This is a genomic window from Saccharothrix sp. NRRL B-16348 (genome assembly GCF_001280085.1).
In the GTDB taxonomy this organism is placed as follows: domain Bacteria; phylum Actinomycetota; class Actinomycetes; order Mycobacteriales; family Pseudonocardiaceae; genus Actinosynnema.
This window is the reverse complement of sequence record NZ_LGED01000020.1, coordinates 1-12119: the sequence shown is the minus strand read 5'-3', so window position 1 is coordinate 12119 and position 12119 is coordinate 1. Positions and strand designations below refer to the sequence as shown.

Genomic DNA, 12119 nt, shown 5'->3' with positions numbered 1-12119 from the left:
TGGACCGGACTGGCGGGCGGCAGGCGGGGCGGGCGGTCAGGTGAGTCGGGCCGGCAGTCAGGCGGGGTGGGCGGGTTGAGGCAGGTGGGGTGGTTCGGGGTTCCGTCTGGTTTTAACCGAGGGGCGGTAACAGTGTTTCCGTACATTTCTTGGTTGATCTCACCCGATTGTGTGACCTCCCGCCCTCCCATCACACGTCCCACGCTCGCCCCATCGCACCTCAGGCCGGGCACGGCGAAGGGCCCGGTTCACCAGAGGCGAACCGGGCCCTTCGTGACTTCAGCCGATCAGACCTTGGTCAGGTGACCTGGTCGATCAGAAGTCCATGCCGCCGCCCTCGGGCATGGCCGGGGCAGCGCCCGCCTTCTCCGGCTTGTCCGCCACCACGGCCTCCGTGGTGAGGAACAGGGCGGCGATCGACGCGGCGTTCTGCAGCGCCGAGCGCGTGACCTTCGTCGGGTCCGGCACGCCGGCCGCCAGCAGGTCCTCGTACACACCGGTCGCGGCGTTGAGGCCGTGGCCGACGGGCAGGCCCTTGACCTTCTCCACCACGACACCGCCCTCGAGGCCGGCGTTGATGGCGATCTGCTTCAGCGGCGCCTCGACGGCGACCTTGACGATGTTCGCGCCGGTCGCCTCGTCACCCTCGAGGTTCAGGCCCTGGAACGCGATCTCGGCGGCCTGCAGCAGCGCGACGCCACCACCGGCGACGATGCCCTCCTCGACGGCGGCCTTCGCGTTGCGCACGGCGTCCTCGATGCGGTGCTTGCGCTCCTTGAGCTCCACCTCGGTGGCGGCGCCGGCCTTGATGACCGCGACACCGCCGGCGAGCTTCGCCAGGCGCTCCTGCAGCTTCTCGCGGTCGTAGTCGGAGTCCGACTTCTCGATCTCGGCGCGGATCTGGTTGACGCGACCCTGGATCTGCTCGGGGTCACCCGCACCCTCGACGACCGTGGTCTCGTCCTTGGTCACGACGACCTTGCGGGCCTTGCCCAGCAGCGACAGGTCGGCGTTCTCCAGCTTGAGGCCGACGTCCTCGGTGATGACCTGGCCACCGGTGAGGATCGCGATGTCCTGCAGGATCGCCTTGCGGCGGTCGCCGAAGCCGGGCGCCTTCACGGCGACGGACTTGAACGTGCCGCGGATCTTGTTGACGACCAGCGTGGCCAGGGCCTCGCCCTCGACGTCCTCGGAGATGATCAGCAGCGGCTTGCCGCCCTGCATGACCTTCTCCAGCAACGGGAGCAGGTCCTTCACCGACGCGATCTTCGAGCCGTAGAGCAGGATGTACGGGTCCTCGAGGACCGCTTCCTGGCGCTCGGGGTCGGTCACGAAGTAACCGGAGATGTAACCCTTGTCGAAGCGCATGCCCTCGGTGAGCTCGAGCTCGAGCCCGAGAGCGTTGCTCTCCTCGACGGTGATGACACCTTCCTTGCCGACCTTGTCCATCGCCTCTGCGATGAGCTCGCCGATGGTCGAGTCGCCCGCGGAGATGGACGCCGTGGCGGCGATCTGCTCCTTGGTCTCGACCTCCTTGGCGGTCTTCAGCAGCTGCTCGGTCACGGCCTCGACGGCCTTCTCGATGCCGCGCTTGAGGCCGAGCGGGTTGGCGCCCGCGGCCACGTTGCGCAAGCCCTCGCGGACCAGAGCCTGGGCGAGCACGGTGGCGGTCGTGGTGCCGTCACCCGCGACGTCGTCGGTCTTCTTCGCCACTTCCTTGACGAGCTCGGCCCCGATCTTCTCCCAGGGGTCCTCGAGCTCGATCTCCTTGGCGATGGAGACGCCGTCGTTGGTGATGGTCGGCGCGCCCCACTTCTTCTCGAGCACGACGTTGCGGCCCTTGGGGCCGAGCGTCACCTTGACGGCGTCGGCGAGAATGTTCATGCCACGCTCGAGACCGCGGCGGGCATCCTCGTCGAACGCGATCATCTTGGCCATTGCGGTGTGTTCCTCCGCCTGATTACGAATGGGGCCACTGCGGACGCGCGCCCGCAGCGGAACACGGTGCTTCGGCCAGGCTCGGTGCCCGCGACGGACGACCAGCCCCCAACAGGGGACGGGCCTCACCGTCCCAGCCTGCGTGTTGGCACTCGGGTGTTCCGAGTGCCAATACCGTGTTTAGCACTCGACGGAGGAGAGTGCAAGAAGAGCTGGTCAGCGGGACGTGCGAACGGGCACGCTGGTGGGCAGCGGTTTCTTGCTCGTCGTGCCCCCGACCTCGATGGATTGGCTCGTGCCGCCGTTGCCGCCGGTGCCGCCCTGGCGCGGAGGTTCATCCTTCGGCGTGAGGATCACCACGAGGATGACGATGAGCACGATCGCCACCGCGCCCGCGATCACGGGCGCGAACCACGCCGGCCGGGACTTGGCGGTGGTGGTGAACGCGCTCGCCCCGACCTGCGCGGGCGGGCGCAGCCGCACGGGCTCGTGCAGGAACCCCGGCTGCCCCGGTTGCTGCTGCTGGTAGGGCTGCTGCTGCCGGTACGGGCCGCCCTGCTGCTGCGCCACGGGCACGCCGCCGGTCTGCGGGCCCATCGGCACCGCGCCGGAGTCCGTGCGGCGGGGCGGCGGGGCGCCCTGGGGCGCGCCCGACAACGCGACGCGCGCGGCGGCGACCAGCTCGGCGCACGAGCCGTACCGCTGGTTCGGGTCCTTGGACGTGCCCTTGCGCAGCACGTCGTCGATCGCGGGCGGCAGCGACACCATCGAGGTCAGCGGGGGGATCTCCGCGCCGAGGTGGCCCTGGATGACGTCCTGCACGCTGCCCTGGAACGGGGGCCGCCCGGAGAGGCAGGCGAACACCATGCACGCGAGCGCGTACTGGTCGGTGCGCCCGTCGAGCGGTTCGCCGCGCAGGTGCTCGGGCGCGGCGTAGGTGGGTGAGCCGAGGAAGTCGCCGGTGCGGGTGCGGTGCCCGGTGGCGCCGCGCCGGGTGAGGCCGAAGTCGGCCAGGTAGACGTGCTCGCCCGCGGCTTCCTTGGTGGTGACCAGCACGTTGGCCGGTTTCACGTCGAGGTGGACCAGGCCCTTGCCGTGCAGCATGTCGAGCGCCTCGGCGACCTGGCCGAGCAGCGTCAGGGTGCGCGCGGGCGAGAGCGGGCCGTCCTTGATGTGCGACGCGAGGTCCTGCCCGTCGACCAGTCGCATCGCGATGTAGAGCAGCCCGTCGACCTCGTCGAAGTCGTAGAGCGGCACGATGTTGGCGTGGTCGATCGCCGAGGTGTTGCGCGCCTCGTCGACGAACCGCTCCCGGAACTCGGCGTCCGCGGTGAGGTGTTCGCCGATGACCTTCAGGGCGACCTTGCGACCGAGCCTGACGTCCGTGGCCTTGTAGGTCACGCTCATGCCACCGCGGCCGAGCACACCGTCGATCCGGTAATGGCCCAGCCGTCGCCCGCTCAGGTCCTCCGACACGCGACGGAGCCTAACGTCCGCGTACAGGGACTCACACCGGGTTCCCGGCAAACGGAGCAAACTGCCCCCGGGAAGGACGCCCGACCCGCCGGGTGACGGGTCGGGCGGAGGTCACGATGCCTTCCGCACGTCCGATGCCTGGCTGCGGCCGTCGCGCCCTGCCTGGATCTCGAACTCCACGCGGTCGCCCTCGGCCAGCGTCCGGAAGCCTTCCATCTGGATCGCCGAGTAGTGCACGAACACATCGGGCCCGCCGTCGGCGGCGATGAATCCGTACCCCTTCTCCGAGTTGAACCACTTGACCGTGCCGACAGCCAAGACGTCCTCCTTTGAGAAATACCTTGAGCAAACCGCCACGCTAGAGGCACGAGGGGGTTCGCCGATACCTCCTTATGGAGTCATGAGCGTGCGCTGAATCCGTTGTCGCGCAACCAACTGACGAGTCCGCGCGGGCTGCGGGTCCGGGTGAGCACGAGTCCGGGTCCGGCGAAGTCGAGGACGAGCCCTTCGCCATTCCGCACGGATTGGGGCGCGTCGGGGGAAACGGCGCGCAGCCGGCACTGGACGGTGTCGGCGAACGCGACGACGTGGCCGCTCGCGAGGGTGACCAGTTCGCCGGGTTCGAGGGTGACCACGTCGAGCGTGCCGTAGCAGCTGAGCACGACGGGCCCGGTGCCGAACGCGTAGGTGAGGAAGCCGTGGTCGCCGCCGTGCAGCGCGCGCACGGGCGGCGCGGACGGGTCGAGGCGGGCGGTGGCGGCGCAGGCGAGCCAGCTGTCGCGGGACACGCACCAGCCGGTGGTGGCGTCGAGTTCGAGCACGTGCAGGTCGCCGGGCAGGGGCGGCGCGACGTCCACCCAGCCGCCTTCGGGGCCTGCGGTGCACAGCGCGGCGCTGACGCCGGGCGACTTGGTGCGGCCGTCCACGGTGATGCCGTAGCTGGTCGCGAGCACGGAAGAGCGCTCGACCACCACCGGTTCACCGGGTGCCAGGACGAGTCGGGCCACCCCGAACGTAGGGGTGTGGCGGGTCCGGACCTGCAACTTTCCCCCTGTCGTGATCAGCCGGTTGGAGCAGTCTGCCACGGGCGCGGCAGGATGGTGCACGTGTCGAACACGCTGACCCGAGTCGCTGATCACAAGGCCCGCGTCGCCGGGCTGGTCGGGGCGATGCCCGTGGTGGAGTCGCCGGTGGCCGACTGCCTCGGCCTGGTGCTCGCCGAGGACCTGGTCGCGACGGTGCCGCTGCCGCCGTTCGACAACTCGGCGATGGACGGTTACGCGGTGCGCGCGGCCGACGTGGCGTCCGTGCCGGTGGAGTTGCCGGTGGTGGAGGACATCCCGGCGGGGCGGACGGCGTCGGGGCCGTTGGCGGCGGGCACCGCGCACCGGATCATGACGGGCGCGCCGGTGCCGGTGGGCGCGGACGCCGTGGTGCAGGTGGAGTGGACCGACGGCGGCACGGCGGTGGTGCGGGTCGACCGGCCGGTGGCGGTGGGTCAGAACGTGCGGCGGATGGCGGACGACGTGGCCGTGGGCACGACGGTGCTGCGCGCGGGCGTGCCGCTCGGTCCGGCGCAGCTGGGGTTGGCGGCGGCGCTGGGTTTCGGCACGCTGCCGGTGCGGCGCAGGCCGCGGGTGCTGGTGCTGTCGACGGGGTCGGAGCTGGTGGGGCCCGGGGTGGCGCTGGAGCCGGGGCAGATCTACGAGTCGAACGGCGTGATGCTGGCGGCGGCGGTGCGCGAGGCGGGCGGTGAGGCGGAGCTGCTGCGGTTCGTGCCGGACGACGTGGAGCAGTTCCACGCGGCGATCGCGCCCCGGTTGGCGTCGGTGGACCTGCTGCTCACGTCGGGTGGGGTCAGCGCGGGGGCGTACGAGGTGGTGAAGGACGCGTTCACCGGGCGTGGCGTCGAGTTCACGAAGGTCGCGATGCAGCCGGGCGGGCCGCAGGGCGCGGGGCGCTACCAGGGCGTGGCGGTGGCGACGCTGCCCGGGAACCCGGTGAGCGCGCAGGTGTCGTTCGAGGTGTTCATCCGGCCCGCGCTGCGTGCGGCGATGGGGTTCTCTCGGGTGGAGCGGCCGACGGCGGCGGCCCGGTTGAGCGCGCCGATCACGTCGCCGGCGGGACGCACCCAGTTCCGGCGCGGCGCGTACGACCCGGAGTCGGGGCGCGTGGTGACGCCCGTCGGCGGGCCGGGGTCGCACCTGCTGTCGGCGTTGGCGGTCAGCGACTGCCTGATCGAGGTGCCGGAGGACGTCACGGAACTCGCGGCGGGCACCGAGGTGGCCGTGCGTTTCCTGCACGGAGAGTGACATCGGGTTGACGCTGCGCCGTTGATCACGGGTGTGACGCGGCTTACACTGGACGTGATCGGAGTTTCGGCCGGTCCGTGCGTTCGTCGGGGGACGCACGGGCGGGCCGGACGTGGGCCGGCGGAGCCGCGTAGCGTGTGGCGGGCCGGAAGCACTGCCCTGACACGGAAGAGCCATGACCGTCGATCGCGACAAGCACAGTGGTGCCGTCTCCCACTTCCTCGAGCTCGCCCGGGGGATCGTCCCCCCGATGCACCCCGCGGGCCGTCCCTTCGTGGCGGGCGCCGCCGTCGCGACGCTGCTGCTGCGCAGGTACTCCAAGCGCGCCGGTGTCGTCGGCGGCCTGCTGACCGCGTGGGTCGCGTGGTTCTTCCGCGAGCCCAAGCGCACCACGCCCACCCGGCCCGACATCGCGGTCGCGCCGGCCGACGGCACCGTGTCGCACGTGGTCGAGGCCGTGCCGCCGGTCGAGCTCGGCCTCGGTTCCACGCCGATGACGCGGATCAGCGTCTTCCTGTCGGTGTTCGACGTGCACGTGCAGCGCGTGCCCGTGCCGGGCCTGGTGCGGCAGGTGTCGTACCGGCCGGGCAAGTTCCTGTCCGCCGACCTGGACAAGGCCAGCGAGGACAACGAGCGCAACACGGTGTGGCTGACCACGCCGTCCGGGCACGACGTGGTGGTCGTGCAGATCGCCGGCCTGGTGGCGCGGCGGATCGTGTGCGAGGTCGTCGAGGGCGACAAGGTGGCCGCCGGGCAGACCTACGGCCTGATCCGGTTCGGCTCGCGGGTCGACCTGTACGTGCCGACCGGCAGCCGCGTGCTGGTGGAGGCCGGGCAGCGCACGATCGGCGGCGAGACCGTGCTCGCCGAGCTACCCGCGGAGGGCTGAGCGGATGGCTCCCAGCGGGCCGGGGATCAGGCTGCTGCCGAACGCCATCACGGTCCTCGCGATGTGCGCGGGGCTGTCGGCCGTGCACTTCGCGATCATCGGGATGTACGGGGCGGCGATCGGCTCGATCGCGGCGGCGGCCGTGTTCGACGGGTTGGACGGGCGGATCGCCCGGCTGCTCGACGCCACCAGCAAGATGGGCGCCGAGCTGGACTCGCTGGCGGACGCCATCTCGTTCGGCGTCGCGCCCGCGCTGGTGATCTACGTGTGGAAGTTCGACCCCGGTCGCGAGGGCTGGGTCGTCGCGCTGATCTTCGCGGTGTGCATGGTTCTGCGGCTGGCGCGGTTCAACACGCTGCTGGAGGTGGAGCAGCCGCCGTTCGCGAAGGAGTTCTTCGTCGGCGTGCCCGCACCGGCCGGCGGCTTGCTGCTGCTGCTGCCGCTGATCGTGGACGAGCAGCTGGGCCGGCCCGGGTGGTGGTCCAACTCGGCGGTCGTCGCGGTGTGGACCGTCGGCGTCGCGATGCTGCTGGTGAGCCGGATCCCGACGCTGTCCGTGAAGACGATCAAGGTGCCACCGCGCTACGTCGCGCCACTGCTGGTGCTGGTCGGACTGCTGGCCGCCGCCGTGATCACGTTCCCACTGGTGGCGTTGATCGCCGCGATGCTCGTCTACCTCGGCCACCTGCCGTACTCGGTGCGCCGGTACCGCTGGCTGTCGAAGCACCCAGAGGCCTGGTCGGTGCCGGCGGCGGATCGGCGGGCGATCAAGCGTGCCCACGGCGTGGCGGCACGGCGGTTGGGGTTGCGGCAGCCGTTGGGCGGCCGGGTGGCGGGCGCGGCGATGCGTGCCGTGCGGCGGCCTCGACGGACCGTCGACCCGACGCAGGTGGCGGCGGAGACCAACGGTCAGACACGGCCGGGCAAGCGCCGGGGCTGGCGACAGATCGGCTTGCGCCGGCATGACCGCCCGTAGCTCGCTACACTGCCCCTGACCTGCTGTTTCATCCCGTCACACCGTCCACGATCGGGTGATCTTCACTCCGACCATGAACGGAAACGCCGTTACCGGCACCCTGAAACGTCGGTTGAAACAACGAGGCCGCCCGACCAACCTCCACCGCACCAACCCCACCGCAACGGACCCGCCGCACCCCCGCAGAGGCCCGATTTGACATGGGTTCGGGTGCCATAGGCTGGTCGAAGCCGGGCAGGCTTGGCGGACGCTCTTCCCGCCAGGCCTGCCCGGCTTTGGCCTGCATAGGGTGCCCGTAAGGGCCCCATGTCAAATCGAGCCGGGCTAGACCACCGACCCGCAACCACCACCGCCGATGCCCTGCCCGAGCCCGCACCCATCCGTGCCGCTCAGTCGTCCTCGTCCTCCGCAAACGGGTCCTCCGACGTCGCCGGATCCCACGACAACCCCGGCACCCCCCACCCGTTCGCCTTGATCATCTTCTTCGCCGCGCGCTTGTGCCGCCCCACCAGCCGGTCCAGGTAGATGAACCCGTCCAAGTGGTCGGTCTCGTGCTGCAGGCACCGCGCGAAGAACCCGGTGCCCTCCACCTCGAGCGGCTTGCCGTCACCGTCGAACCCGGTCACCTTCGCCCACGACGCCCGCCCCGTCGGGTACGACTCCCCCGGCGCCGACAGGCAGCCCTCGAAATCGTCGTCCGGGTCCGGCATCCCCAGCGGCACCTCGGACGTCACCAACGTCGGGTTGACCACCACACCCCGGTGCCGCACGCCCTCGTCGTCCGGGCAGTCGTAGACGAACAACCGCAGGTCGACCCCGATCTGGTTGGCCGCCAAGCCGACACCGTGCGCCGCCGCCATCGTCTCGTACATGTCGTCGATCAACGTGCGCAGCGACTCGTCGAACACCTCGACGGGGCGGGTCGGGTTGTGGAGCACGGGATCTCCGGCGATCCGGATGGGGTGAACTGCCATGGCGTGCAGCCTAACGGCGCGTCGGATCGGACGCGCCGACCGATGAGCCACCCCCCGCGAAGATCACGTGATGTAATGGCACCCACGCACGGGACACGGCTGAGGAGCCAGATGGACGCCGCAGAGGCACTGGCGCCGGCGGAGGGGCCGGACGACGGTTTGAACGACCGGGAGCGCGAGATCCTGGCCTTCGAACGCCAGTGGTGGAAGTACGCGGGTGCGAAGGAACAGGCCGTCAAGGAGCTGTTCGACATGTCCGCGACGCGCTACTACCAGCTGCTCAACGCGTTGATCGAGAAGGAAGAGGCGTTGGCCGCCGATCCGATGTTGATCAAGAGACTGCGCAGGTCCCGCTCCGGCAGGCAACGCGCCCGCGCGGCGAAGCGGCTGGGCGTCGAACGCCGATGACGAACCCGGAACAGCCGACAGGCCCCGCGCACCCGGCACGCGCCGCGGGCTACGCGCTGCTCGGCGTGGCCGTGATCGCCCTGGTGATCGGCCTGGTCAGCCTGTTCACCGGCGGCCCGGACGACAACCCGCCGGCCGCCCAGTCGACGCCGCCGTCAGCGACTTCCGGCACGTCGGACGGCTCCGAGACGTCGTCCGCACCCACCGAGCCGACCGCACCGTCGTCGTCGTCGTCGTCGGAAACGTCGCCGCCCGCCGGCACGACCGCGCCCACGACGTCCGCGAACCCCGGCGGCACCACCACGGACACCCCGCCGCCGCCCGTGACCACGACGCCCAAGGTCCCGGTGCGCGTCTACAACAACAGCACCACGCAGGGCCTGGCCACCCGGGCGTCGGACGACGTCGTCCGCGCCGGCTGGGAAGTCGCCGAGAAGGGCAACTACTCCCAGGGCACGATCTGGACCACCACGGTCTACTTCCGCCCCGGCACCGACGAGGAAGCCTCGGCGCGCGAACTGGCCCGCATCCTCAACGCGCGGGTCGAGCCCCGGTTCGACGGGATCCAGAGCGCGCAGCCGGGCATCATCGTGATCGTCACCAACGACTACAAGGGTCCGGCCAAGAAGGTCTCCTAGCCCTCACCGTCCACCCTCACCGTTCACGCGACTTGGCGTAGGCGGCGAGGGTCGCGAGCTGGGCCGGGTCCAACGACGGCCGCACCGCTTCGCGCGCCGACGCCAGGTGGGCGCCCGTCACCTCCGCCGCCGACAACGACTCGCGCATCGCGGTCAGCGCGGCCTCGCGGATCAACGCCGCGCAGTCCGCCGCCGAGTACCCGTCCAACTCCTCGGCCAACGCGTCCAGGTCCACGTCCGACGCCAACGGCGTGTTCCGCGACGACGCGCGCAGGATCTCGGCCCGCGCCTCGGCGTCCGGCGGCGGCACGTAGACGAGGCGTTCCAACCGGCCGGGCCGCAGCAGCGCGGGGTCGACCAGCTCGGGCCGGTTCGTCGCGCCGAGCACGATGACGTCCCGCAGCGGCTCGACGCCGTCCATCTCGGTGAGCAGCGCCGCGACGACCCGGTCCGACACGCCGGAGTCGGACGACTGGCCGCGCCGGGGCGCCAACGCGTCGACCTCGTCCAGGAACACCATCGCGGGCGCCGCCTCGGCCGCGCGCCGGAACAGCTCGCGGACCGCGCGTTCGGACTCGCCGACGAACTTGTCCATCAGCTCGGCACCCTTGACCGACAGCACGTTCAGCCGGCCGGTGCCCGCCAACGCGCGCACCAGGAACGTCTTGCCGCACCCCGGCGGCCCGTAGAGCAGGAGGCCGCGCGGCGGCGCGACGCCCAGCCTGGCGAAGGAGTCCGGGTACTGCAACGGCCACAGCGCGGCCTCGGTCAGTGCCTGCTTGACCTCGGTCATGTCGCCGACGTCGTCCAGCGTCAGCCCGCCGGTCCGCAAAGTGTCCGAAGTGGACATCGAGATCGGTCGGACGATCTCCAGCGCTCCCACCAGATCCGCCTGCCCGACGCGTGGTTCGTCGACGTCCCGTTGCCTCAGCGCCGCCCGGAGCGCTGCCTCCCGCCGCAACGCCACCAGGTCCGCGGCGACGAAGCCGGGCGTCCGGTCGGCGATCACGCCGAGGTCCACATCGGACTCGACGGGCACGTCGCGCAGCAGGACGCGGAGCAGCTCGGTGCGCGCCTTGCCGTCGGGCAGCGGCAGCACGAGTTCCCGGTCGACCAGCTCGGGCACCCTCAGCCGGGGGTCGATCGCCTCCGGGTGCGCGCTGGTGACCACCAACGCGACCCCGTCGGGCCGTGCGCGCAACGCGTCCAGCACGACCGTCGCCACCGGCGGCGCCGAGGCGGCGGGCAGCAGCGCTTCGACGTCGGTCAGCACCAGCACCGCGGGCGACTGCGCCTGCGCCCGGCCGAGCGCGTCGGCGACGCGCTGCGCCGCCGCGTTCGCCTCCAGCACCGCGATGCTGGGCGCGGCGACCTCTACCACCGTGGCCTCCGCGCCTTGGGCGACGGCCCGCACGAACGTCGCCTTGCCGACGCCCTCGGGTCCGCTGATCAGTGCCGCCAGCCGCGGCGCGGCGCCGAGCCGTGCCAGCAGCTCCGGGTGGCTGAACGTCAGGTCGAACCACTCCGCCAACCGCTTCGCGGCCTCCTGCTGCCCGACCAGGTCGGCCACCGGCACGGCGGGCGTCGTGACCTCGACCTCCGCCGCGCTCGCCCCCACCGATCCCGTGCCTGCCGCGACGCCCGCGCCCGTGGTCACGGTGGTGCCTGCGTTCGTGCCGGCGTTCGTGCCGCTTCCCGACACGACCGCCGGCGCGTCGCCCGTGCGTGCGCCGTCGCGCCAGCCGACCACCGTCGACGGCTGCACCGCCACGGGCCCGCCGGCCGGGTCGGCGGACGTGATGGTGAGCAGTTCGTTGGTCCACGTCATGCCGATGGCGTTGGACAGCTTGCGCCGCGTGGCGCTCACGTCCGAGCCGGGCGGTGGGGCCAGGTCCTGCGGGAGCAGGGAGACGGCGTCGCCGACAGTCAGCACCTTGCCGGTGAGGGCCATGCGCAGCGTCTCGGGCGTGAGGGACGTGCCGGCCAGGCGCGATCCGGCCACGGTGACCGAGCGGGCGGCGGCGACGTCCACCGGCGCCACCACCACCTCCGCGCCTTCCACCACGCCGAGGTTCGACAGGGTCACGTCGTCGACCAGCACCACGCCGGGCGGTCCGTCGCCGGCGGTCGCGGCGGCCAGGGCGGCGGTCACCCGGGCACCGGTCAGCCGAACCGCGTCCCAGGCGCGCAGGCCCAGCGCGTCCAGCACCTCCGGGTGAAGGCGGACCACGCCGCGGCGGGTGTCCAGGGCCGAGGGGGACAGGCGGGCGGTCAACGTGATCACGGGGGTGAGCGTAGTTGGGGTGGGCGGTCGGGGGCGCGTGGTCGGGGCGGGTCGGCTCAAGTGCCTGGTTTCGCTCGGGCGACGAACTCGCGCGAGTTGCAGGGCCGGATCGGGCGACGGGGACGGATCGCGGGGCCGGAATTGGGCTGGGGCGTGACGGGGCTTGGGCGTGACGGGGCTTGGGCGCGACGGGCTGGGGCGCGACGGGCTGGGGCGCGACGGGC

Annotated in this window: 11 protein-coding genes; 5 read left to right on the top strand and 6 right to left on the bottom strand. The window is 71.8% G+C overall.

Annotated features, from left to right (window positions below):
• Positions 1-315: 315 nt before the first annotated feature.
• The 4 genes from groL to ADK67_RS04920 form a co-directional block, all read right to left on the bottom strand.
• The gene (groL, locus tag ADK67_RS04935) at positions 316-1938 is read right to left on the bottom strand and encodes a chaperonin GroEL (protein WP_053715191.1); all 1623 of its coding nucleotides are present in this window, start codon (positions 1936-1938) and stop codon (positions 316-318) included.
• A gap of 216 nt (positions 1939-2154) precedes the next feature.
• Positions 2155-3414: a serine/threonine-protein kinase gene (locus tag ADK67_RS04930; RefSeq protein ID WP_053715190.1), complete on the bottom strand. Its 1260-nt coding sequence runs from the start codon at positions 3412-3414 to the stop codon at positions 2155-2157.
• A 111-nt stretch (positions 3415-3525) separates the two neighbouring features.
• Positions 3526-3732 (bottom strand): cold-shock protein, encoded by a 207-nt coding sequence (locus ADK67_RS04925; protein ID WP_033432301.1) that lies wholly within the window; start codon positions 3730-3732, stop codon positions 3526-3528.
• Positions 3733-3812: 80 nt separating this feature from the next.
• A complete protein-coding gene (locus ADK67_RS04920; RefSeq protein WP_053715189.1) occupies positions 3813-4457 on the bottom strand; it encodes an AIM24 family protein in 645 nt (214 codons plus the stop codon).
• A 54-nt stretch (positions 4458-4511) separates the two neighbouring features.
• Between ADK67_RS04920 and moeA the strand changes: the two genes are divergently transcribed.
• The 3 genes from moeA to pssA all read left to right on the top strand — a co-directional run bounded on the left by moeA (position 4512) and on the right by pssA (position 7591).
• Positions 4512-5726 (top strand): molybdopterin molybdotransferase MoeA, encoded by a 1215-nt coding sequence (gene moeA / locus ADK67_RS04915; RefSeq protein ID WP_053715188.1) that lies wholly within the window; start codon positions 4512-4514, stop codon positions 5724-5726.
• A 175-nt stretch (positions 5727-5901) separates the two neighbouring features.
• Entirely contained in the window at positions 5902-6615 is a 714-nt protein-coding gene (locus tag ADK67_RS04910) for a phosphatidylserine decarboxylase (protein ID WP_053715187.1), read from the top strand.
• Between the two features lie 4 nt (positions 6616-6619).
• A complete protein-coding gene (pssA, locus tag ADK67_RS04905) occupies positions 6620-7591 on the top strand; it encodes a CDP-diacylglycerol--serine O-phosphatidyltransferase (RefSeq protein ID WP_053715186.1) in 972 nt (323 codons plus the stop codon).
• A 389-nt stretch (positions 7592-7980) separates the two neighbouring features.
• On the opposite strand, the gene ADK67_RS04900 is transcribed toward pssA, so the two are convergent.
• Positions 7981-8565, bottom strand: coding sequence for a peptide deformylase (locus tag ADK67_RS04900; protein ID WP_053715185.1), 585 nt, complete (start codon positions 8563-8565; stop codon positions 7981-7983).
• A 111-nt stretch (positions 8566-8676) separates the two neighbouring features.
• Between ADK67_RS04900 and ADK67_RS04895 the strand changes: the two genes are divergently transcribed.
• The gene (locus tag ADK67_RS04895; RefSeq protein ID WP_053715184.1) at positions 8677-8973 is read left to right on the top strand and encodes a DUF3263 domain-containing protein; all 297 of its coding nucleotides are present in this window, start codon (positions 8677-8679) and stop codon (positions 8971-8973) included.
• Entirely contained in the window at positions 8970-9611 is a 642-nt protein-coding gene (locus ADK67_RS04890; protein ID WP_053715183.1) for a LytR C-terminal domain-containing protein, read from the top strand. Before ADK67_RS04895 ends, ADK67_RS04890 begins: the two co-directional genes overlap by 4 nt.
• Before the next feature lie 16 nt (positions 9612-9627).
• On the opposite strand, the gene ADK67_RS04885 is transcribed toward ADK67_RS04890, so the two are convergent.
• Positions 9628-11895 carry an AAA family ATPase gene (locus ADK67_RS04885; RefSeq protein ID WP_053715182.1) on the bottom strand — a complete coding sequence of 756 codons (2268 nt, stop codon included), beginning with the start codon at positions 11893-11895 and terminating at the stop codon, positions 9628-9630.
• Between the last annotated feature and the right edge of the window lie 224 nt (positions 11896-12119).

Bases quoted from the DNA above. Each gene is read 5' to 3' on its own strand.
- groL (WP_053715191.1), bottom strand. From the start codon at position 1,938: ATGGCCAAGATGATCGCGTTCGACGAGGATGCCCGCCGCGGTCTCGAG.
- moeA (WP_053715188.1), top strand. From the start codon at position 4,512: ATGGTGCACGTGTCGAACACGCTGACCCGAGTCGCTGATCACAAGGCC.
- ADK67_RS04910 (WP_053715187.1), top strand. From the start codon at position 5,902: ATGACCGTCGATCGCGACAAGCACAGTGGTGCCGTCTCCCACTTCCTC.
- pssA (WP_053715186.1), top strand. From the start codon at position 6,620: ATGGCTCCCAGCGGGCCGGGGATCAGGCTGCTGCCGAACGCCATCACG.
- ADK67_RS04900 (WP_053715185.1), bottom strand. From the start codon at position 8,565: ATGGCAGTTCACCCCATCCGGATCGCCGGAGATCCCGTGCTCCACAAC.
- ADK67_RS04895 (WP_053715184.1), top strand. From the start codon at position 8,677: ATGGACGCCGCAGAGGCACTGGCGCCGGCGGAGGGGCCGGACGACGGT.
- ADK67_RS04890 (WP_053715183.1), top strand. From the start codon at position 8,970: ATGACGAACCCGGAACAGCCGACAGGCCCCGCGCACCCGGCACGCGCC.